Annotated in this window: 18 protein-coding genes, 4 tRNA genes, 3 rRNA genes and 1 riboswitch; of the genes, 19 read left to right on the forward strand and 6 right to left on the reverse strand. The window is 46.9% G+C overall.

The features are described from left to right. Nucleotides 1-143 precede the first annotated feature (143 nt). The 17 genes from LY387_RS00090 to thiH all read left to right on the forward strand — a co-directional run bounded on the left by LY387_RS00090 (nt 144) and on the right by thiH (nt 15,887). On the forward strand, nt 144-767 hold the full coding sequence (locus tag LY387_RS00090; protein WP_234494908.1) for a YigZ family protein: 624 nt from the start codon (nt 144-146) through the stop codon (nt 765-767). A 31-nt stretch (nt 768-798) separates the two neighbouring features. Next, complete coding sequence (locus LY387_RS00095; RefSeq protein WP_112460744.1) at nt 799-2,256, forward strand: TrkH family potassium uptake protein; 1,458 nt, start codon at nt 799-801, stop codon at nt 2,254-2,256. 46 nt (nt 2,257-2,302) lie between these two features. Next, a complete protein-coding gene (gene hemG, locus LY387_RS00100; protein WP_234494909.1) occupies nt 2,303-2,830 on the forward strand; it encodes a menaquinone-dependent protoporphyrinogen IX dehydrogenase in 528 nt (175 codons plus the stop codon). 461 nt (nt 2,831-3,291) lie between these two features. Then, nucleotides 3,292-4,843 (forward strand): 16S ribosomal RNA (locus LY387_RS00105). 89 nt (nt 4,844-4,932) lie between these two features. Next, nucleotides 4,933-5,008, forward strand: a tRNA-Glu gene (locus LY387_RS00110). A gap of 2 nt (nt 5,009-5,010) precedes the next feature. After that, a tRNA-Lys gene (locus LY387_RS00115) sits at nt 5,011-5,086 on the forward strand. Between the two features lie 34 nt (nt 5,087-5,120). Continuing rightward, nucleotides 5,121-5,196, forward strand: a tRNA-Val gene (locus LY387_RS00120). Between the two features lie 356 nt (nt 5,197-5,552). Further along, nucleotides 5,553-8,440: ribosomal RNA gene (locus tag LY387_RS00125) — 23S ribosomal RNA — on the forward strand. 127 nt (nt 8,441-8,567) lie between these two features. Continuing rightward, a 5S ribosomal RNA gene (rrf, locus tag LY387_RS00130) occupies nt 8,568-8,683 on the forward strand. Together the 16S, 23S and 5S rRNA genes with 4 tRNA genes alongside form the textbook arrangement of a ribosomal RNA operon. Before the next feature lie 40 nt (nt 8,684-8,723). Further along, a tRNA-Asp gene (locus LY387_RS00135) sits at nt 8,724-8,800 on the forward strand. 370 nt (nt 8,801-9,170) lie between these two features. Further along, complete coding sequence (gene crcB / locus LY387_RS00140; protein ID WP_234494910.1) at nt 9,171-9,554, forward strand: fluoride efflux transporter CrcB; 384 nt, start codon at nt 9,171-9,173, stop codon at nt 9,552-9,554. A gap of 57 nt (nt 9,555-9,611) precedes the next feature. Beyond that, a riboswitch (TPP riboswitch) is annotated at nt 9,612-9,711 on the forward strand. 113 nt (nt 9,712-9,824) lie between these two features. Next, nucleotides 9,825-11,747, forward strand: coding sequence for a phosphomethylpyrimidine synthase ThiC (gene thiC, locus LY387_RS00145; RefSeq protein ID WP_234494911.1), 1,923 nt, complete (start codon nt 9,825-9,827; stop codon nt 11,745-11,747). Between the two features lie 31 nt (nt 11,748-11,778). Further along, complete coding sequence (locus tag LY387_RS00150; RefSeq protein WP_234494912.1) at nt 11,779-13,008, forward strand: thiamine phosphate synthase; 1,230 nt, start codon at nt 11,779-11,781, stop codon at nt 13,006-13,008. Then, the gene (locus LY387_RS00155; RefSeq protein WP_234494913.1) at nt 13,001-13,768 is read left to right on the forward strand and encodes a HesA/MoeB/ThiF family protein; all 768 of its coding nucleotides are present in this window, start codon (nt 13,001-13,003) and stop codon (nt 13,766-13,768) included. The genes LY387_RS00150 and LY387_RS00155 overlap by 8 nt, the downstream gene beginning before the upstream one ends. A gap of 20 nt (nt 13,769-13,788) precedes the next feature. Further along, complete coding sequence (gene thiS, locus LY387_RS00160; protein ID WP_234494914.1) at nt 13,789-13,992, forward strand: sulfur carrier protein ThiS; 204 nt, start codon at nt 13,789-13,791, stop codon at nt 13,990-13,992. A 3-nt stretch (nt 13,993-13,995) separates the two neighbouring features. Beyond that, a complete protein-coding gene (locus LY387_RS00165) occupies nt 13,996-14,763 on the forward strand; it encodes a thiazole synthase (protein WP_234494915.1) in 768 nt (255 codons plus the stop codon). A gap of 11 nt (nt 14,764-14,774) precedes the next feature. Then, entirely contained in the window at nt 14,775-15,887 is a 1,113-nt protein-coding gene (thiH, locus tag LY387_RS00170) for a 2-iminoacetate synthase ThiH (protein WP_234494916.1), read from the forward strand. Between the two features lie 79 nt (nt 15,888-15,966). Here the strand turns inward: thiH and LY387_RS00175 are convergent, their stop codons facing one another. Then, a complete protein-coding gene (locus LY387_RS00175; protein ID WP_234494917.1) occupies nt 15,967-17,754 on the reverse strand; it encodes an aminopeptidase P family protein in 1,788 nt (595 codons plus the stop codon). Between the two features lie 141 nt (nt 17,755-17,895). Further along, nucleotides 17,896-18,837 (reverse strand): LysR family transcriptional regulator, encoded by a 942-nt coding sequence (locus tag LY387_RS00180; RefSeq protein ID WP_234494918.1) that lies wholly within the window; start codon nt 18,835-18,837, stop codon nt 17,896-17,898. A gap of 157 nt (nt 18,838-18,994) precedes the next feature. Here LY387_RS00180 and LY387_RS00185 point away from each other — a divergent pair, with 157 nt between their 5' ends. Continuing rightward, nucleotides 18,995-20,140, forward strand: coding sequence for a multidrug effflux MFS transporter (locus tag LY387_RS00185; protein WP_234496024.1), 1,146 nt, complete (start codon nt 18,995-18,997; stop codon nt 20,138-20,140). A 92-nt stretch (nt 20,141-20,232) separates the two neighbouring features. After that, a complete protein-coding gene (locus LY387_RS00190; protein WP_042478912.1) occupies nt 20,233-20,517 on the forward strand; it encodes a hypothetical protein in 285 nt (94 codons plus the stop codon). A 72-nt stretch (nt 20,518-20,589) separates the two neighbouring features. Here the strand turns inward: LY387_RS00190 and LY387_RS00195 are convergent, their stop codons facing one another. The 4 genes from LY387_RS00195 to LY387_RS00210 form a co-directional block, all read right to left on the reverse strand. Beyond that, nucleotides 20,590-21,042, reverse strand: coding sequence for a DoxX family protein (locus LY387_RS00195; RefSeq protein WP_042478909.1), 453 nt, complete (start codon nt 21,040-21,042; stop codon nt 20,590-20,592). Further along, entirely contained in the window at nt 21,039-21,830 is a 792-nt protein-coding gene (locus LY387_RS00200) for a DNA-binding domain-containing protein (RefSeq protein WP_234494919.1), read from the reverse strand. The genes LY387_RS00195 and LY387_RS00200 overlap by 4 nt, the downstream gene beginning before the upstream one ends. Then, nucleotides 21,830-22,687, reverse strand: a complete 858-nt coding sequence (locus tag LY387_RS00205) for a DUF692 domain-containing protein (RefSeq protein ID WP_234494920.1) — start codon at nt 22,685-22,687, stop codon at nt 21,830-21,832. The genes LY387_RS00200 and LY387_RS00205 overlap by 1 nt, the downstream gene beginning before the upstream one ends. Before the next feature lie 173 nt (nt 22,688-22,860). Beyond that, entirely contained in the window at nt 22,861-23,121 is a 261-nt protein-coding gene (locus LY387_RS00210) for a DUF2282 domain-containing protein (RefSeq protein WP_042478904.1), read from the reverse strand. Between the last annotated feature and the right edge of the window lie 37 nt (nt 23,122-23,158).

The raw sequence follows: 23,158 nt of genomic DNA on the forward strand, positions 1-23,158 counted from the left end.
TTTAAGTGTGTACCGCATCGAATTTAATTTCAATACATTTTTTAAACAACTGTTTAACATTATGACCAGTGTCCAATCTTGGAGTCAATTGCTATTGCTCGTGCTAGAATACCCCTTTTAGGCGACAAACCTCGTAAAAGCCAATGAACTCAACTGCATACTTGATACCTGAGCACCCAGTTCTTTTTGAAGAAGAGATCAAAAAGAGCGTGTTCATCACGCAAATCGCTCATACGCCGAGTATTGAGTTGGCGAAAGCATTTGTTGATCAAGTGAAGAAACAGCACAGTAGTGCCCGACATAATTGTTGGGGCTTTGTGGCGGGACGTCCTGAAAATTCGATGATGTGGGGCTTTAGTGATGACGGTGAGCCGTCTGGCACCGCAGGCAAGCCTATCTTGGCGCAGCTTAGTGGTTCTGGTATTGGAGAGCTCACTGCGGTGGTCACGCGTTATTCTGGTGGTATCAAGCTTGGAACGGGCGGTTTGGTGAAGGCTTATGGTGGCGGTGTACAACAAGCACTTAAGCTGATTCAAACAATCGAAAAAAAAATCACCACACAATTACGTCTAGAGTTAGACTATGCATTCGTGTCTATAGCTCAAGCCGAGCTGAGTCGTTTCGAAGCGGTTGAGGTCGAGTCGCACTACACCGACAAGGTCATTCTTATTGTTGAGTTAGAAGTGAACCATGTTGATGCACTGACGCAGAGTATCATTAATAAAAGCGGAGCCAAGGCAATGGTCTCCCCAGTAGAAAACAACTAGGACGTAACGAAGCAGCGCTTCATCAACTCATATGCAATTTCGATCCATAATTCGCATTGTCGGACTGCTACTCGCTCTGTTTAGCGTTTCAATGCTCGCACCCGCTTTAGTCGCACTGATTTATCGAGATGGTGCGGGTGTGCCTTTTGTGACCACCTTTTTCGTCCTACTTGTTTGTGGCGGGTTTTTCTGGTTTCCAAACCGTCGTCATAAACACGAGCTCAAAGCCAGAGATGGCTTCCTTATTGTTGTACTGTTTTGGACCGTAATCGGTAGTGCGGGTGCACTGCCATTTTTGATTTCTGATTATCCCAATGTCTCTGTCACGGATGCCTTCTTTGAATCCTTCTCGGCACTCACGACGACAGGGGCGACAGTGATCGTTGGCTTGGATGAGCTTCCTAAAGCGATTTTGTTCTATCGTCAGCTACTTCAGTGGTTTGGTGGTATGGGTATTATCGTACTTGCTGTGGCCATATTGCCGGTACTTGGTATCGGTGGGATGCAGCTCTATCGGGCAGAGATCCCAGGACCAGTTAAAGACAGTAAGATGACGCCGCGTATTGCAGAGACTGCAAAAGCCCTTTGGTACATCTATCTCAGTCTAACTATTGCCTGTGCAGCGGCGTTTTGGGTGGCAGGCATGACGCCGTTTGATGCGATTGCCCATAGCTTCTCGACGATTGCGATTGGCGGCTTCTCGACACACGATGCGAGTATGGGTTATTTCAACAGCCCGGCTATCAACATGATTACCGTTGTATTCCTGCTGATCTCTGCGTGTAACTATTCTTTGCACTTTGCGGCTTTTGCCTCTGGCGGCGTGCATCCTAAATATTATTGGAAAGATCCTGAGTTTAGAGCCTTCATCTTTATTCAGGTGGTTCTGTTTTTGGTGTGCTTCCTTATCTTGCTTGAGCATCACTCCTACAATTCCATGTATGACGCGTTCGATCAGGCTCTGTTCCAGTCAGTTTCAATATCGACGACAGCCGGCTTTACGACAACGGGGTTCTCTGAGTGGCCACTGTTCTTGCCGGTACTCCTGCTGTTCTCTTCATTTATTGGTGGCTGTGCAGGTTCAACGGGTGGCGGCATGAAGGTCATTCGTATTCTCCTACTGACACTGCAAGGTGCCCGTGAAATGAAGCGCTTGGTTCACCCAAGAGCGGTGTATACCATCAAGGTTGGCGGAACAGCTCTATCTCAGCGCGTTGTCGATGCAGTATGGGGGTTCTTCTCCGCTTACGCGCTGGTGTTTGTGGTGTGTATGTTGGCACTTATCGCAACGGGTATGGATGAGCTGAGTGCTTTCTCTGCCGTAGCGGCGACACTGAATAACTTGGGTCCAGGTCTTGGTGAGGTGGCTCTTCACTTTGGTGATGTGAACGACAAGGCGAAATGGGTACTGATTGTGTCGATGCTATTTGGGCGATTGGAAGTGTTCACTCTTCTTATATTACTAACGCCAGCATTCTGGCGAAGCTAATTCATCAATACCACTTTACTAATAGATGGCAGCGAAGGAAATTATCGTGGAAAAAGTTCTCTATCTCTATTCTTCTCGCGAAGGACAAACAAAGAAAATCATTGGGCGTATTGCTGAGCAGCTTGGTCACAATGATGCTGCCGTTATTAACCTGCATGAAAACCCAGATGTAAATCTGCGTGACTATGACAAAGTACTGATTGGTGCCTCGATTCGATATGGCCATCTTAATAAGAAGCTGTATCAGTTTATTGAAGCTCACCAAAAACAACTGGGTGAGATGAAGGCGGCGTTCTTCTGCGTGAACCTGACGGCAAGAAAAGAAGACCAAGGTAAAGATACGCCAGAAGGCAGTGCATACATAAAGACGTTTCTTAAAAAGTCGCCTTGGCAACCGACCCTTATTGGTGTTTTTGCCGGTGCCCTCTATTACCCTCGTTATAATTCGTTTGATCGCTTTATGATTAAGTTAATTATGACCATGACCGGCGGCGAAACGGATACCTCCAAAGAAGTTGAGTACACCAATTGGGAGAAAGTGGGGCGGTTTGCTGAGAAATTTGCCCAGCTATAGAGAGAAAACGTTGGTTTTTGCGCCGTTTTGACTCGTTTTTAAGCGAACGATAAAAAAAAGCGAAAAACTTTAAAAAAAGGGTTGCCAAGTTTAATCCGATCTCTATAATGCCCCCTCGCTGACACGGGAAAGGACAACGAAATCCCCAACGAGTCAGAAGGTCACAAGCTTCTAAGAAGCTTAGCAAAATAAGTTGAAAAAAGTGGTTGACACGAAAACTTATCTCGCTAAAATGGCCGTCCGTTTTGAGCGAAGCTCGAAACAAGCTCTTTAACAATATAAACCTATCAATCTGTGTGGGCACTCGTTGATGATAATCAAATTAGATATTTCTCTTAATAAAGAGCGGTATCAAATTAGGTTTCAATGAAACGAAGTGACCATTGAATCGAAAGATTCAGCACAGTCAATTCAAACATTACTTATGTAATGTTCAGTATTCATTGAGCCGACAAAATCTTAAATTGAAGAGTTTGATCATGGCTCAGATTGAACGCTGGCGGCAGGCCTAACACATGCAAGTCGAGCGGAAACGAGTTAACTGAACCTTCGGGGAACGTTAACGGCGTCGAGCGGCGGACGGGTGAGTAATGCCTGGGAAATTGCCCTGATGTGGGGGATAACCATTGGAAACGATGGCTAATACCGCATAATAGCTTCGGCTCAAAGAGGGGGACCTTCGGGCCTCTCGCGTCAGGATATGCCCAGGTGGGATTAGCTAGTTGGTGAGGTAATGGCTCACCAAGGCGACGATCCCTAGCTGGTCTGAGAGGATGATCAGCCACACTGGAACTGAGACACGGTCCAGACTCCTACGGGAGGCAGCAGTGGGGAATATTGCACAATGGGCGCAAGCCTGATGCAGCCATGCCGCGTGTGTGAAGAAGGCCTTCGGGTTGTAAAGCACTTTCAGTCGTGAGGAAGGCGGTGTCGTTAATAGCGGCATCGTTTGACGTTAGCGACAGAAGAAGCACCGGCTAACTCCGTGCCAGCAGCCGCGGTAATACGGAGGGTGCGAGCGTTAATCGGAATTACTGGGCGTAAAGCGCATGCAGGTGGTTAGTTAAGTCAGATGTGAAAGCCCGGGGCTCAACCTCGGAACTGCATTTGAAACTGGCTGACTAGAGTACTGTAGAGGGGGGTAGAATTTCAGGTGTAGCGGTGAAATGCGTAGAGATCTGAAGGAATACCGGTGGCGAAGGCGGCCCCCTGGACAGATACTGACACTCAGATGCGAAAGCGTGGGGAGCAAACAGGATTAGATACCCTGGTAGTCCACGCCGTAAACGATGTCTACTTGGAGGTTGTGGCCTTGAGCCGTGGCTTTCGGAGCTAACGCGTTAAGTAGACCGCCTGGGGAGTACGGTCGCAAGATTAAAACTCAAATGAATTGACGGGGGCCCGCACAAGCGGTGGAGCATGTGGTTTAATTCGATGCAACGCGAAGAACCTTACCTACTCTTGACATCCAGAGAACTTAGCAGAGATGCTTTGGTGCCTTCGGGAACTCTGAGACAGGTGCTGCATGGCTGTCGTCAGCTCGTGTTGTGAAATGTTGGGTTAAGTCCCGCAACGAGCGCAACCCTTATCCTTGTTTGCCAGCACTTCGGGTGGGAACTCCAGGGAGACTGCCGGTGATAAACCGGAGGAAGGTGGGGACGACGTCAAGTCATCATGGCCCTTACGAGTAGGGCTACACACGTGCTACAATGGCGCATACAGAGGGCGGCCAACTTGCGAAAGTGAGCGAATCCCAAAAAGTGCGTCGTAGTCCGGATTGGAGTCTGCAACTCGACTCCATGAAGTCGGAATCGCTAGTAATCGTGGATCAGAATGCCACGGTGAATACGTTCCCGGGCCTTGTACACACCGCCCGTCACACCATGGGAGTGGGCTGCAAAAGAAGTGGGTAGTTTAACCTTCGGGAGGACGCTCACCACTTTGTGGTTCATGACTGGGGTGAAGTCGTAACAAGGTAGCCCTAGGGGAACCTGGGGCTGGATCACCTCCTTATACGAAAGATTATTGCGATGAGTGTTCACACAGATTGATGGTTTATGATGTAAAGAGATAATGTAAGTGCCCAACACTTACAACTTAGTGTCCCGTTCGTCTAGAGGCCTAGGACACCGCCCTTTCACGGCGGTAACAGGGGTTCGACTCCCCTACGGGATACCATTGGGTCGTTAGCTCAGTTGGTAGAGCAGTTGACTTTTAATCAATTGGTCGCAGGTTCGAATCCTGCACGACCCACCATTTCCTTCCACGGGAAATGTAAAAAACTAAATGTGGGCGATTAGCTCAGTTGGGAGAGCACCTCCCTTACAAGGAGGGGGTCACTGGTTCGAGCCCGGTATCGCCCACCACTCTCTAAGAATTTTTGGATTAAGAATTTCCAAACCACTTCAGTAAAGCGTACGTGGTTGGAATTTTTGACGCCGCAAGGCACTGAGAATCTTTAGAAAGTGCAATTAGTTTGCATAGCTCTTTAACAATTTGGAAAGCTGACGAATAAGAATTGATTATTCTTATTCAATTAAAAGTTCTCAAATCCTAGATGATTCCTTTTTTACAAAGAAATGATTTAGGTACCAACACACATTCAAGTGTTCTTGGGAATAGCGAAAGCTATTCATATTTGAGTCCGGCAAAATCGAGTCTGCACATGTATAAAAATTGCAGACAACTTTGGTTACGTAACAAAGACCCTTTGGGGTTGTATGGTTAAGTGACTAAGCGTACACGGTGGATGCCTTGGCAGTCAGAGGCGATGAAAGGCGTAATAACTTGCGATAAGCCCAGATTAGGTAGTAATAACCTTTGAGTCTGGGATTCCTGAATGGGGAAACCCACCTGCATAAGCAGGTATCGCTGAGTGAATACATAGCTCAGCGAGGCGAACCGGGGGAACTGAAACATCTAAGTACCCCGAGGAAGAGAAATCAACCGAGATTCCGAAAGTAGCGGCGAGCGAAATTGGATTAGCCCTTAAGCTTTTAATGAGACAGGTGAAGGCTCTGGAAAGTGCCGCGATACAGGGTGATAGCCCCGTAACCGACATCTCATCATCAGTGAAATCGAGTAGGGCGGGACACGTGATATCCTGTCTGAATATGGGGGGACCATCCTCCAAGGCTAAATACTACTGACTGACCGATAGTGAACCAGTACCGTGAGGGAAAGGCGAAAAGAACCCCTGTGAGGGGAGTGAAATAGAACCTGAAACCGTGTACGTACAAGCAGTAGGAGCACCTTCGTGGTGTGACTGCGTACCTTTTGTATAATGGGTCAGCGACTTATATTCAGTGGCAAGGTTAACCGTTTAGGGGAGCCGTAGGGAAACCGAGTCTTAACTGGGCGTTCAGTCTCTGGATATAGACCCGAAACCAGGTGATCTAGCCATGGGCAGGTTGAAGGTTGAGTAACATCAACTGGAGGACCGAACCGACTAATGTTGAAAAATTAGCGGATGACTTGTGGCTAGGGGTGAAAGGCCAATCAAACCTGGAGATAGCTGGTTCTCCCCGAAATCTATTTAGGTAGAGCCTCGGACGAATACTACTGGGGGTAGAGCACTGTTAAGGCTAGGGGGTCATCCCGACTTACCAACCCTTTGCAAACTCCGAATACCAGTAAGTACTATCCGGGAGACACACGGCGGGTGCTAACGTCCGTCGTGGAGAGGGAAACAACCCAGACCGCCAGCTAAGGTCCCAAATTATAGCTAAGTGGGAAACGATGTGGGAAGGCTTAGACAGCTAGGATGTTGGCTTAGAAGCAGCCATCATTTAAAGAAAGCGTAATAGCTCACTAGTCGAGTCGGCCTGCGCGGAAGATGTAACGGGGCTAAGCTATAAACCGAAGCTGCGGCAATGCATTTTATGTATTGGGTAGGGGAGCGTTCTGTAAGCCGTTGAAGGTGGATTGTAAGGTCTGCTGGAGGTATCAGAAGTGCGAATGCTGACATGAGTAACGATAAAGGGGGTGAAAAACCTCCTCGCCGGAAGACCAAGGGTTCCTGTCCAACGTTAATCGGGGCAGGGTGAGTCGACCCCTAAGGCGAGGCCGAAAGGCGTAGTCGATGGGAAACGGGTTAATATTCCCGTACTTCTTACAATTGCGATGGGGGGACGGAGAAGGCTAGGTGGGCCTGGCGACGGTTGTCCAGGTTCAAGTGCGTAGGCTTGAGAGTTAGGTAAATCCGGCTCTCTTTAAGGCTGAGACACGACGTCGAGCTACTACGGTAGTGAAGTCATTGATGCCATGCTTCCAGGAAAAGCCTCTAAGCTTCAGATTGTAAGGAATCGTACCCCAAACCGACACAGGTGGTCGGGTAGAGAATACCAAGGCGCTTGAGAGAACTCGGGTGAAGGAACTAGGCAAAATGGTACCGTAACTTCGGGAGAAGGTACGCTCCTCGCGGTGAAGTCCCTTGCGGATGGAGCTATGGGGAGTCGCAGATACCAGGTGGCTGCAACTGTTTATTAAAAACACAGCACTGTGCAAAATCGTAAGATGACGTATACGGTGTGACGCCTGCCCGGTGCCGGAAGGTTAATTGATGGGGTTAGACTTCGGTCGAAGCTCTTGATCGAAGCCCCGGTAAACGGCGGCCGTAACTATAACGGTCCTAAGGTAGCGAAATTCCTTGTCGGGTAAGTTCCGACCTGCACGAATGGCGTAATGATGGCCACGCTGTCTCCACCCGAGACTCAGTGAAATTGAAATCGCTGTGAAGATGCAGTGTACCCGCGGCTAGACGGAAAGACCCCGTGAACCTTTACTACAGCTTGGCACTGAACATTGACCCTACATGTGTAGGATAGGTGGGAGGCTTTGAAACTAGTACGCCAGTATTAGTGGAGCCGTCCTTGAAATACCACCCTTGTAGTGTTGATGTTCTAACGTCGACCCCTTATCGGGGTTGCGGACAGTGCCTGGTGGGTAGTTTGACTGGGGCGGTCTCCTCCCAAAGAGTAACGGAGGAGCACGAAGGTGGGCTAATCACGGTTGGACATCGTGAGGTTAGTGCAATGGCATAAGCCCGCTTGACTGCGAGAATGACAATTCGAGCAGGTGCGAAAGCAGGTCATAGTGATCCGGTGGTTCTGAATGGAAGGGCCATCGCTCAACGGATAAAAGGTACTCCGGGGATAACAGGCTGATACCGCCCAAGAGTTCATATCGACGGCGGTGTTTGGCACCTCGATGTCGGCTCATCACATCCTGGGGCTGAAGTCGGTCCCAAGGGTATGGCTGTTCGCCATTTAAAGTGGTACGCGAGCTGGGTTTAGAACGTCGTGAGACAGTTCGGTCCCTATCTGCCGTGGGCGTTGGAAGATTGAAGGGGGCTGCTCCTAGTACGAGAGGACCGGAGTGGACGAACCTCTGGTGTTCGGGTTGTGATGCCAATCGCATTGCCCGGTAGCTAAGTTCGGAATCGATAACCGCTGAAAGCATCTAAGCGGGAAGCGAGCCCTGAGATGAGTCTTCCCTGGCACTTTAAGTGTCCTAAAGGGTTGTTCGAGACTAGAACGTTGATAGGCAGGGTGTGTAAGCGTTGTGAGGCGTTGAGCTAACCTGTACTAATTGCCCGTGAGGCTTAACCATACAACACCCAAAGGGTTTTGATGGACTCAAAGTAAGAACATTGAATGTGTATGAGAACACATTAACAGCTTTCCAGATATTTTGGCTTTTAGCTTTTTTGAAAAGCTGAAAACCAAAGCAGAATTTGCTTGGCGACCATAGCGTTGTGGACCCACCTGACTCCATGCCGAACTCAGAAGTGAAACGCAATAGCGCCGATGGTAGTGTGGGGCTTCCCCATGTGAGAGTAGGACATCGCCAGGCTTTAAATTTTGGACACTTGCATTAGCGAGTATGCCACTGCGGAGTGGTAGTTCAGTTGGTTAGAATACCGGCCTGTCACGCCGGGGGTCGCGGGTTCGAGTCCCGTCCACTCCGCCACTTATTAGAAAACCCGATGCGAAAGCGTCGGGTTTTTTATCATCTATAGTTTGGTAGCTTCCCTTTCAAGGAAGTCGAGTCCCGGTTGTATGCAACCCTAGACTGGGCGTCCCCGCCATTTATCAAGAAGCCTCGTTTAACGACGAGGTTTTTTTGCATTTGTAATTCTTTAATTATCTCGTACTGTATTCATCTGTAGCAATCAAACCACACTCAGTGCAAACGTTACTCCTGTAACTTTTGAATTTTTGGTAGGGTTCAGCCCACTACATCATCAAAATTTATCCTTAGTTTCCTAGATCTTCACTCGAATTTATAGAGTGTTCGTATATTATTACTCCCATCAGTAAGTTTTTTAAAAAGAGTGGTTATGGGACAGCTTTCAATTTTAGGCTTTATAGCAATCGGTGGGGCATTTGGCGCTTGCAGTCGCTATTTGATTTCTGAGCTTTGTGTGATGATCCTAGGGCGTGGTTTCCCTTATGGTACGTTAACCGTGAATGTTGTCGGTTCGTTTATCATGGGGCTGTTGATAGCGGCTTTTGAGGCAGAGGTGTTTGCTCCAGAGCCATGGCGTCAGATCATTGGTCTTGGCTTTTTAGGCGCATTGACGACATTCTCTACCTTTTCGATGGACAATGTATTACTAATGCAGCAAGGCGCATTTTTGAAGATGGGACTAAACGTGCTCCTTAACGTTGTGTTAAGTATCTCAGCCTGTTGGATAGGTTTTCAAATTTTAACCAAAAGTTAGTCAAAAACCACTCAACGGTTATTGAATGTTCGGAATCTTTTCTTCTATAATCGTTGCCAATACTTGTCGGAGTGCCCTCTGGGCTGAGACCGTTAATTCGGGATCCGTTGAACCTGATCTGGTTAATACCAGCGAAGGGAACAAGAGAATAAAAGTAACTTCACCTCTTTTATTATCAAATAGCTCGCGCTATTGCAGTTGATACCTCTTGTATTCACACATCCGTCAAGCATTTATCTTTTATAACTATATGATATATAAGGAAATGCTATGTCGACACGTAAGCAAAATAGACTAGACGCAAAGAACTTCATCGATACGTTATCGGTGACGCCTTATCCAAACTCAGAGAAAACCTATATTCAAGGTAGCCGCAGCGATCTGCAGGTACCGATGCGTAAGATCTCTCTTTCCGATAGTCTAATTGGTGGCAATCAAGATAACCCTGTATACGAGCCTAACGAGCCTATACACGTGTATGACACCTCTGGCTTATACACAGACCCTCAACATGACATCGACCTCTACAATGGCCTCCCAAAGCTCAGGGAGCAATGGATAGAAGAACGCCTAGATACGGAAGTACTAGACGGTGTGACTTCTGAGTTCGCCAAGGAGCGTTTAGCTGATGAAACCTTGGATGAGCTTCGTTACGGTCAATTACCTCGCATTAGACGTGGTGCCGATGGAGCATGCGTTACTCAACTTCACTACGCTCGCAAAGGCATTATTACTCCTGAGATGGAGTACATCGCCATCCGCGAGAATATGGGACGTCAAAAGCTTAAAGACGAAATGCTCACTCAGCAGCACCCTGGACAACACTTCGGCGCTAACCTACCAAAAGAAATCACTCCTGAGTTTGTGCGTAAAGAGGTTGCTGAAGGGCGTGCCATTATACCGTCAAACATCAATCACCCAGAGTCTGAGCCAATGATCATTGGTCGAAACTTTTTAGTGAAGGTTAACGCCAATATCGGTAATTCATCGGTCACGTCATCGATTGAAGAAGAAGTAGAAAAATTGGTGTGGGGTACGCGCTGGGGTGCCGATACCGTGATGGATTTGTCTACCGGACGAAATATTCACGAGACTCGAGAATGGATCCTTAGAAATAGTCCAGTACCGATCGGTACCGTTCCTATGTATCAAGCATTAGAAAAGGTAAATGGTGTAGCTGAGAATCTTACATGGGAAGTGATGCGAGATACACTGATAGAGCAAGCGGAGCAGGGGGTTGATTACTTTACGATCCACGCGGGTTTGCTCCTACATCATATCCCATTAACCGCAAAGCGTGTGACAGGCATTGTAAGCCGAGGTGGTTCTATTATCGCTAAGTGGTGTCTTGCGCATCATGAAGAGAGCTTCCTCTACACTAACTTCAAAGAGATCTGTGAGATTTGTGCACGCTATGACGTTGCGTTATCTCTAGGCGATGGGCTGCGCCCCGGTTCGATAGCCGATGCTAACGATGAAGCTCAGTTTGCTGAGCTTAGAACGCTTGGTAAACTGACTAAGATAGCGTGGGAACATGATGTTCAGGTAATCATTGAAGGCCCAGGCCATGTGCCAATGCATATGATTAAAGAGAACATGGAAGAGCAGCTTAAACATTGCCACGAAGCGCCTTTCTATACTCTAGGTCCATTGACTACAGATATTGCACCTGGCTATGACCACATTACCTCAGGTATCGGTGCTGCAATGATTGGTTGGTATGGCTGCGCTATGTTGTGTTATGTGACACCCAAAGAGCATCTTGGCCTGCCCAATAAAGAAGATGTGAAGACAGGTCTTATTACTTACAAACTTGCCGCACACGCTGCTGATTTGGCAAAGGGTCATCCGGGCGCTCAGATCCGTGATAATGCACTGTCAAAGGCAAGATTTGAGTTCCGCTGGGAAGATCAATTCAACCTCGCTCTCGACCCCGATACAGCACGCCAATTCCATGACGAAACCTTGCCTCAAGAATCTGGGAAAGTTGCCCACTTCTGTTCTATGTGTGGTCCTAAATTCTGCTCAATGAAAATCTCACAAGAGGTTCGCGAGTATGCAAAAGACTATCAATCCAATGAAAATATTGAGGTCAAATTAATCGATGATCCCCTTGAAGGAATGCGTCAAAAATCTCAGGAGTTTAGGGCGACGGGTGCCGAACTTTACCACCCAGCTGTCACCAAAGAATAACTCTACCAACTAGAAGACTAAGGAGCTTCCGTTGAAACTTTTATTGCCCTCTATTTATGCGCCTGTACATTCTCATATTGAGGATGTACTTCAGCTTGCAAGTAAGGTTGGCTTTGCTGTCGAGTCCATCGAACTTTCTATCTCAGACCAATGTGAGGTAGTGACGATTGTTGATGGAAATGAAGTCAGTACGATTTCTAGCGACAGTAATAGTAAAGAACACTTTGCTAACTGTGACTATCGAGTTCGCTATTCACATGATTTAAATGAAACACAGTTATCGAGTAACCTTGCATCGCTTGAATTTGGCGATGTCTACATCGATGTCACTAGCGCTAATAATTACGCTGATGTTTGGTCGTGTAGAGAGGACACCATAAAGGCTTCAACGGACGCCAATAAGGTCATAGACAAGGATAATCATTTTGCTTGGTTTGTTGTCTGCTTAGCTCTGGATTTTCCTCTTGAGGATACGATGATGCTCGCAAGAGCAGGGAGTGTTTCACGTGAAACATGGCCAGCTCAGCTCGAGCAGTTTTCAGTACCCGTTATTGAAAACCATCACCTTGGCATTCGTGTTGGCTGGGCCGTTGATGCGTCCAACCAAGCTTTCCCTACAGTGAGTAAGCAAAAGCTAGGTCTCTATCCAGTGGTTGATAGCATTGAATGGATAGAGCGTCTGCTAAAGCTAGGTGTCAAAACGATTCAGCTTCGAATCAAGCAACCTGACACACCTAACCTTGAACAACAAATAGAACAAGCTATAAGACTTGGTGAGAAGCATGATGCACAAGTCTTTATTAATGACTATTGGCAGTTGGCACTAAAGCATGGTGCGTATGGTGTTCACTTAGGGCAAGAAGACATCGAAGTTGCGGACCTAAAACAACTAGCTGAGCAAGGCATTGCGTTAGGGCTATCGACGCACGGTTACTACGAACTGCTGCGCATTATCCAGATTAATCCGAGCTACATTGCTTTAGGCCACATTTTCCCAACAACGACTAAACAGATGCCGTCGAAACCACAAGGGTTAGTTAGGTTGGCCTTATATCAAAAGCTCATCGATTCGATTCCTTACGGTGATGTAATCGGCTATCCGACGGTCGCTATTGGTGGGATCGATCTTAAAACAGCGAAACCCGTTTGGGACTGTGGTGTTACGAGTCTAGCGGTTGTACGAGCTATTACCTTATCCGACAACGTACCGGCAGTACTTGATAACTTTGCAACGATTATGAGTGAGCGAACACATGATTAACGATGTTCAGTTCAAACAGTATTTGAGACAACTCAGCTTGACGAATGTGGGTGAAGCAGGACAAGCAGATATTGTGAACTCTCATGTTTTGATCATTGGTTGCGGTGGCCTTGGAACTGCCGCAAGTATCTATCTAGCTGGAGCTGGGATCGGCCGAATAGTGCTAGCAGATGATGATGTCATTGAAACATCCAATCTACCTAGACAAGTTACTTATGGCTACGCAGATGTCGGTGTGTCCAAGGTAGCGTGTTTGGCTAAAAGTCTCACCAACCAAAACCCGAATATTAGCGTCAGAGCGATTAATAAGAGGCTTGAGGCTAGCCAGTTAGCGTTAGAGATATCGCTTGCAGATGTGGTTGTGGACTGTAGCGACAACATCACTACACGCCAGGCTGTTAACCAGTACTGCCGTCAACATAATACCGATCTAGTGACTGCTGCAGCAATTGGATGGAATGGGCAACTGAGCGTATTCCCTTTTTCATCCAACCTAGATGTACCGTGTTATCGCTGCCTGTATCCATTTGACGAGATAACAGGGGCGTCAAAATGCTCTGAATCAGCGGTAATGGGTCCTGTGGTTGGGATGATGGGGGTCTATCAAGCATTGGAGACACTAAAGCTGATCCTAGCCGTTCATCGTGATAGCCAAGATAAACAGTTGCCAGATTTGAGACTATTCGACGGACTCAACGGTAGTTGGCAATCATTGAGAATTAACAAAGACACTGAATGCAGTGTGTGCGGCAACAAGTAAAAAGAAGTAAGAGAGCAGAGATGATTCAGTTAAAAGTAAATAATTCCATCCATCAGATGTCGCAAGAAACTAACCTAGCTAACTTGCTTGCAGAGCTAGATATTGACGCGCTAGGTTGTGCGATTGCTGTCGACGATCAGATCGTTCCTAGATCGGAGTGGCCTACATTCACTGTCAAAGAAAACATGTCCATCAATATTTTTCAAGCGATAGCAGGGGGCTAACTGATGCTGAAGATTGCAGATAAAACCTTTAACTCAAGACTTTTTACCGGTACCGGTAAATTCGCTGATCAGTCGTTGATGATGAAGTCTATCGTAGAGAGTGGTTCAGAATTAGCGACGATGGCACTGAAGCGGGTTGATCTCGACGGTCAAGATGATGACATCTTGCGTCCTCTAATCAGTAATAAGGTCAACTTGCTTCCCAACACCTCAGGTGCAAAAAACGCAAAGGATGCAATATTTGCGGCTCATCTAGCGAGAGAAGCATTGGGTACTAACTGGTTAAAATTGGAAATACACCCTGACCCGAAATACTTATTACCTGATCCAATTGAAACATTAAAGGCGGCGGAGCAGTTGGTAAAGGATGGCTTTATTGTTTTACCTTACTGTCACTCTGATCCGACGCTTTGTAAACATCTAGAGGAAGTAGGCTGTGCTGCTGTGATGCCATTAGGTGCTCCAATTGGAAGCAATAAAGGCATAGTCAGTAAAGACTTCTTAGAGATCATTATCGAGCAAGCGAATGTGCCTGTTGTCGTCGACGCTGGAATTGGTGCGCCTTCTCATGCGGCACTTGCCATGGAGATGGGGGCCGATGCAGTCTTGGTTAACACAGCAATAGCCGCTGCTGCTGACCCAGTCGCGATGGCTCGTGCATTTAAGTTAGCAGTAGAATCAGGTCGCATCGCTTATGAAAGTGGATTGGCTGGTACCGTGAATCACGCTGTTGCGTCTAGTCCGCTTACTGCATTCCTTGATTCGATGTAGGAGAGAGCACCATGAGCTTTGTTGAAGAACATGCTAAGTATGACTGGGATGACGTTAGGTTGTCTATCTACGGCAAAACAGCGGGCGATGTGCAAAGAGCTTTGTCTAAATCTCGTCTTGATCTAGAAGATTTCAAAGCATTGATTAGTCCTGCAGCCGAGCCTTTTCTAGAGCAAATGGCGCAGCGTTCCTTCGCTCTAACTCGTAAGCGTTTCGGTCATACTATGTCTATGTACATTCCCTTGTACTTATCCAACCTGTGTGCCAACGCGTGTACTTACTGCGGCTTTTCCATGGAAAACCGTATTAAACGTAAAACACTATCGAAGCAGGAAATAGCACTCGAATGTGACGTTATTAAACAAATGGGCTTCGACAATATCCTTTTGGTGACAGGCGAGCACGAGAATAAGGTGGGAATGAACTACTTTAACGAAGTCATTCCTGAGATCAAAAAACACTTTAGCTATCTTGCGATGGAAGTGCAGCCTTTAGATAAAGAAGATTACGCGATATTAAAGCAGCACGGCTTAGATGCGGTGATGGTCTATCAGGAGACCTATCACAGACGTACCTATGCAGAACATCACCTGCGTGGTAACAAGATGGATTTTGATTACCGACTGGATACGCCGGACCGTCTTGCGCAAGCTGGCATTGATAAAATTGGTATCGGATCTTTGATAGGACTCGAAGAGTGGCGCACCGACTGTTTTTACGTCGCGGCACACCTTCAGTATCTTGAGAGTCGTTATTGGAAAACCCGTTATTCGATCTCGTTCCCTAGGCTTAGACCTTGCGAGGGAGCACTGCAACCTAAGTCGGTGATGACAGACAAACAGTTAGTTCAGCTGATCTGCGCTTATCGATTATTCAATAACGAGGTTGAGTTGTCACTGTCGACTCGTGAATCAGCCACGTTTAGAGACCATGTTTATCCTCTCGGTATTACCAGTATTAGCGCAGCATCTAAAACACAGCCAGGCGGCTACGCTAACGACGAAGAAGAGCTAGAGCAGTTTGCCATTAGTGATGAGCGAAGTGCAGAGCTTGTTGCAGCCTCTGTTAAAAGGGCAGGTATGGAACCGGTTTGGAAGGATTGGCACCAGTCTTACTCTGGATAGTAACTCTTACATGTTTCACGTGAAACAACGAAAAAAGGCGCTGTAAACCAGCGCCTTTTCTTTATCTAACGGATTAATCTTAGAGTGGCTTACAAGCTTCCTCTAGCCACACCAGCGCTTCCCCCTCGACTAATGGAGAGACGTCGCTCCAGACTTTTTGATGATACTGATTCAACCAAGCCTTTTCGCCTTCAGTGAGTAGTTCTGTCACGATATTGCGTTTGTCGATTGGGCAGCGAGTCAACGCCTCAAAACCGTACATTACGCTATCACCATTTGTTGCCTTTTCGACAACAAGCTCAAGGTTCTCTATACGGATACCGAACTCATCTGCACGATAGTAACCCGGCTCATTTGACAACACCATGCCAGGAACCAGGGGAGTATTGTTAACAGCCTTGGCTATGCGCTGTGGTCCTTCATGAACACTCAGGAAATGACCCACACCATGACCTGTACCATGGTCGTAGTCGAAGCCATTTGCCCACAAATGCTGGCGAGCTAATACATCTAACTGGTGACCACAAGTTCCTCTCGGGAAGAGTGCAGATGCGAGACTGATATGACCCTTTAGTACCAGTGTAAACTGACGCTTCATTTCGTCACTAGGCGTACCGATTGCGATGGTGCGAGTAATATCTGTCGTGCCGTCTAGGTACTGACCACCTGAGTCTACAAGGTACAAGGTATCTTGAATGATTGGGCCTGGTACTTCCTGGTTTTCATGATTGTAATGGCACATAGCAGCATTACCAGCAGAGGCCGAAATGGTATCAAAGCTGAGGTCGACAAGGCTTGCATCCGCGCGGCGGAAGGTTTCTAGCTTGTCAGCAAGTACAGCTTCGTCATACAGATTACCAGCCGCAACTTCTGCATCAAGCCAGCAGAGGAAGTTGGTCATCGCAGCACCGTCGCGAATGTGGCTCTGCTTCATGCCTTCCACTTCTACAGAATTCTTAGCCGCCTTTGGCATCAAACATGGATCGGCGATTTCCAGCAGCAATGCACCATATTGCTCTAATTTGAGCTTGAACCAAGCGTTACTTGTCGCTGGGTCCAACGTGACTTTTTTGGTTTCTAGAGTTTTAAGGACACTCTCTAAAGTCTCAGGGAGGCAAACTTCTACGCCTTGCCCAACGTGAGAATTGAAGGCTTCACGGTCTTCGATTCTAGATGGGTCGATGAAGAACTGCGTTTTACCATCGGAGTACAGGATGGCATGGGAAAGCAAAACAGGTAGGCGTGAAACGTCGAGACCACGAATGTTGAGCATCCAACAAATAGAGTCTAGCTCAGTAATTATGGCGGCATCGGCACCAGACTTGTTCAGTGACTCTGCAAGCGTCTTACGCTTCTGTTCACTGCTTTGACCAACCTTGTCTAAAGGCATCAAACGAACGTTACTTAGCAGAGCGTCAGGGCGGTCGCTCCAGAATAGATCAATCGGGTTTTCATCAACAGCAACGAGCTCGTACTTACCTGCAAGCTGATCAATTGCGCCTTGATACCAACTCCCTCTATGCATGCGTGGATCAACGGCAATGCGAGCACCAAGCTCAACTGACTCCATAGTCCATGTTAGTGGTGGTTGTTCAATAAGGTGGCAGTAGTCAAAAGTACCTGCTGGAACTTGCTTGCGAACTTGTACCGTATAGCGACCATCAACAAAAATAGCGGCTGATTGGCGAGTGATAACCGCTGCACCTGCTGACCCAGTGAACTGCGTTAGCCAGTGAAGTCGCTCGTTGTGAGCTGGGACATACTCGCCCAAGTACTCGTCTTCATGGGCAACAATAAACGCATCCAAGTTATTGTCGGTGAGCCAAGATTGAATCTGTTCAACTCGGCGAGAAATCTGTTCCTGCATCTGTAGTTCCTTTGTCTCGGCGAAGCGTGTCACCTTACTATTATTTGCTCTATAAGCTAGCGCTTTTGCGGATGATATACAATCGATTCTATGCTCAGATGAAACTATCCACCAATAGTTACTACGATCAAATTTGGTTCGTTATCTTAAGTGCAATGTTTTCTGACGAATGATGTCGATAAGCCAGTTTAGAGCCGGGTCGCGGTCTCTATCTTTATGCCAAAATAAGGTGTAGGCCATCGGAGGAAACTCTAAGGGCAGTGGCAAGACTCTCAGTCCCATTTGCTCAGCGACCAAATGAACAAAATGCCTCGGTGCGGTAAAGACAAAATCGGTGTAGCTGCAAAGGGCCGCTGCATTATTAAAGTCAGGAACTGTAATGGCGATATCACGCTCTTTACCCATATCAGCGAGTTTGTAGTCCAACAGCCAGCGGTCGCTTCCATCACAGCGTACTTGTACATGTCGCAAGGAAAGGTAGGTATCTAGGTTCCAAGGTTTAGAAAGAATAGGGTGGTTTGCACGAACCAGACACATCTGATTGTCTCTATACACCTCAAGTTCTTGGATATCGTCTGGGGTGACCATAGTGCGGATTGCATCTCGAATATCAATGTCTTTACCAGTGATGCCAAGATCGAGTTCGCCTTTTTGCATCTGCTCAAACGTCGATTCGTTCCAAGCATGAGTACTAATACTGAGATTAGGACCTTGACTGAATATCGCAGGTAAGAAATGCGGCATGATGAGAGGGTAGACGCTCTCAACGGCTGCAATGTGGAAACGGTATTCACTGGTGGTCGGCGAAAACTCTGGTGGCGCAGTAATCGACTGCATGTGAGTTACCAAAACATCAAGTTTCGGCTTAAGCTGAAGGGCACGAGGTGTGGGAGACAAGCCATGAGCATGACGAGTAAATAGCGGGTCATCAAACAACTCACGTAGTTTGGATAGAGATTTACTGACCGCGGATTGGGTTAGGCACAATCGATTTGCTGCCCGAGTCACATTGCATTCATCTAAGAGAACCGACAAACAGAGCAATAAATTGAGATCGATCCGACTCAGCTTTTCTAAGTTCATAGTGAGAAATTCCTACTAGGAATAATGCTAATGAGTATAAACCATTTCTGCTCATATCATAACGAATATAGAATCGCATCCCAATTGAACACATTCTATCGGTAAGAGGCGACCTTTGAATAACACCCCTTCTAAAGTCCAAGTAGCAGCGCTCGTCATGTTGGTATTTTTTAGCCCTTTGGCTATTGATATTTATCTGCCAGCATTGACGCAGATCTCTTCATCTTTTGATGTCGCACATACTCGTGCGCAGGACACGATCACTTGGTTTTTGATTGCGATGGGTGTAGGTCAACTCTTTGCAGGGCCACTTGCCGATAAACTAGGACGTCGAACGGTTGCCCTTGGTGGTATCGCTATCTACGGAATGAGTGCTTGCTTGGCGTGGGCAGCTCAATCTATCGAGTGGATGCTTGCCGCAAGGTTGCTACAAGGCTTAGGTGCGTGCGCGACATCTGTAGCGGCCTTTGCAACCGTTCGCGATATGTATGGGCCAGAGCGCAGCGGAAAAATGATCAGTTACCTTAACGGAGCCATTTGTTTTATTCCGGCACTCGCTCCAATCTTGGGCAGTTATTTAACACAGCAATTTGGCTGGCGCGCAAACTTCAGTTTTATGGCTGGATTTTCACTTATGGTTGGAGGCATGGTTCTGCTTAACATGCGTGAGACCAATCCTGCTCAAAGTGGCGAAAAGTACTTTGCTTTGTCTCGCTACACACAGGTGCTTAGTACACCAACTTTCTTATTTCATGCCACGCTATGTTTGCTGGCGATGGGGGTTATTCTTGCCTATGTGACGTCTGCACCCGTAGTCTTGATGGAACAAATGGGTTTGTCGATGAATGCCTTTACGTTCTGGTTCGGCCTTAATGCGGTGTTTAATATCGCTGCCTGTATGTTAGCGCCAAAAATCATGGACAAGGTGGGGACCCACAAAACTCTGCAACTCGGTATTGTTACTTTATTGACAGCTGGCGCAGCCATGGTGTGGGGAGCGAAGTTCTACACACCGGCATCGTTTATGGTTCCAGTCATTCTTTCATCGATAGGCTTTGCCCTTATATTGGGGGCTGCGGCGGGTAAGGCGTTAGCACCATTTGGCGATAAAGCTGGCACAGCTGCTGCGCTACTTGGCTTGTTCCAGATGAGTGGTGCTGGCCTTTTGGTTGGTATCATGCAGCGAATGGGTTTAGAAGCTCCTTATATGATTGCACTACAAATGTGGCTTGTACTGCCTGCACTAATTATCCTCAAGACAAAAGTTGGTAAAGGCTGGCATCAAACTGTAAAAATCGGCTAATTTAAAATCGATTTAGTTTTCCCAATTGAAAAAACGGGTGTATATTTAGCTCTATATACCCCGTATTAATTAATAACTGGATAAACGCAGTAATGTCTTTGACAACGTACGAAATGGCTCGTGTTCTCGAGCAAATGGAAGAATCTCCAGAAAAAATCATGTTTGGTAAGTTGCTCAATGAATTGGGTAACCAAAGTGAAGAGCGTATACGCAGTGCCGCTAAACAGGTACCAATCCATATACTGCGAGATATTGTTTATCAATTTCAGCAAGTCATTGAATCTCGTAAAGGTGAGCAGGTAGAGTCACTCGCCAAAGAATTGGCAGAACAAGGCATTTCAGCTGAAGAATTAAAAGCCTTTCTTGCGAACAAGTAATCCATCGTTTTATTAAAAAGCCCGGTATATTTATACCGGGCTTTTTACTTCCTACATTATTCAATCAACAGATTATTTTATCTGTGAACGAATGACTTTATCTGCGGATATAGGTCCAGGTCCCCATACGACGACGACTAATATCATCAAGCCCCAGAGTTGGTGGTCATAGAACCCTTTTTCCCAAAGCAGTGGGTATGAAACAACGGCAATGATATTAAACACAAACAAGACAGCTGCCATTGGTCGAGTAAACAAGCCGAGAGCAACAAACACCGGCAAGATCAATTCTGCTGCGGTACCCATATATGCCGCCAACTCCCAGGGTAAAATCGGCACTTGGTACTCGAGCTCAAATAGATAAAGCGTGCTGTCCCAAGACGCAATCTTGGTTAGTCCAGAGTTAAAGAAAACCCAAGCGACCCACAGGCGGCAGAACAGTAGTAGCAATGGTACAAAGCCAGCTTGAAGCGTATCGATTAGCTTATCGTAGCTTACTAGCCAATTAGAGAGTGTTGATTTCATGTCATGCTCCTTGCGGTGTGCTCGTTATGCAGAGTAAATCCAGCTACAACATCCAAGGCGAATATACTTGGTAGTGCCGTTAGGAGAGCAGGATCAATGAACTTAAGTGGCTGCTGGTGAGACAAAGCGGTCAACAATTGAAAGCTAGTCTCGTCGATCACATGTATGGTAGGGGATGCCAATCCATGCTTTATGACGAGCACGGATTCGGGTTGATTGATATTGAAATCATCGAGCTGCTCGTTGTGAATTGCCTCTATAAGGCTTGCGATAGCAAACATAGACTGCATCAAACGATGATTTGGTTTCACATGAAACACAAGCTCACTGTGCTGTGTTTCTGGTACTAGAGTCATGTTGACGAGTGGCTCGATGTCATCATTAATGCTGCTTAACGGACATTGATTAAGTGCATCAATCGCTGATTCTAGCGTCATGACATCGACTAAATAGGGAACCGCGCTTGTAATGTTGTCCAGTTCAGATACGGAGTGCGTGAAGCCTTCCCCATAGTCGGCGACATTGCCTGATTGTGGGGGATGATGAATGATGTGGTGTTTTGCCATTGACTGGAAACACTCCTCTCCCACGAGCTGTAATGTTATTGGATAGCAGGCTGCTAGTACTTCACTTAGGCTAATGACGAAATTATTGCGATAGACTTGCATACGATCATCGGCACTAAAGTGGTCGCCGACAATATATTGGTTGATGCTGCTATCAGTTTGGCAGAGGGAGCGACTGAAGGCCGATTGCAGTTCACTAAGACTTAGTTCGCTGGGATTCATTATGCGCTCCTCAATGTCTGCGTGCTATTTTCAACGAGAATATCGATCGCCTTCTCAGCTTCTTCGAGTAGCACTTGCGGCTCGGGGATATCGAGATCCCACTCAATGAGAGTAGGGACTGGAGCGTTTGAACCGTTCCACTCTCGATATAACTCCCATACTTCATCCGATACCCGAGCACTGTGGGTATCAATCCAAATTTCACCTTGCTCAAGCTGCTTACGGGTAAAACCGGCTAAATGAATCTCGTCTACGGTCGTTGGATCGACAGCGGCAAGATAGCGATTTGCATCGTAGCCGTGGTTGAAGCAAGAGACATGCACGTTGTTTAGGTCGAGTAACAGACGGCAATCAGTACGACGTTGCACTTCGGAGAGAAATTCCCATTCTGGAATGGTCGAGTGATTGAATCGCAAATAGCTGGATGGGTTCTCAATTAATAGCGGCCTTTGAATTGCATCTTGTACTTGAAGCACATTGCGACAAAACAGTATCAACGCTTCTTCCGTATAGGGAAGTGGTAGCAAGTCATTAAAATAATGCCCACCGTGCTCACTCCAACTTAGGTGATCCGAAACAGCAAATGGCTGAATGTCATCGATGAGCCGTCTGAGCTGATGTAAGTGTTGAGTGTTTACTTCTGACGCCGAACCCAAAGAAAGACCGATACCATGACAGCTGATATTGACCTGATCGCGAATCGCCTTTAACTGACGGTACTCAGCGGTATGCGATAGGAAATAATTTTCGCTATGAATCTCAAGCCATCCTACCTTATCAGCATGCTGCTCAAAGTAGTCTAGGTGTGGTGTGCGTAATCCAACACCAACAAGCTGAAAGGCACGACTTCGATCCATGATGATCTCCCTGATCTGTTTGATTTTGTGGGTAACTTGTAGAAAACGAAAGGGGCGCATCGTTACGCCCCTTCGGTCTTGTTGTAACTTGAAAACGTATGAACAAACAAAGTGAAGACAAAGTTACAATCAAGCTATGCTGATAGCATTGTCGCTTCTAGCACGCGGGACGGTTACGCAGACTCTGTGCTACCACCAACCAGTTTGCCGCATAGGCCCTTAGGGACAACAACGAAGGCATCTTTCTGGTTATCTTCTTTAGCAGTACCTGCACATGAGCTGGTTTTTGTTGCACAGTCGTTTTTCCCAGCTTTTGATACGCCGTAGCATTTCTCTTTATCTGCTGCGTGTGCTGGTGCTGCGCCTAGTGTTGCACCGCCAAGAGCGATTAGACCGGTAACTGCTGCAGTGATAGCTAGATTAGTAGTTTTCATAGTACTTTCCTCGAGACTTGATCCATGTGGTTTATTT

Source organism: Vibrio maritimus, from assembly GCF_021441885.1.
Lineage (GTDB): Bacteria > Pseudomonadota > Gammaproteobacteria > Enterobacterales > Vibrionaceae > Vibrio > Vibrio maritimus_B.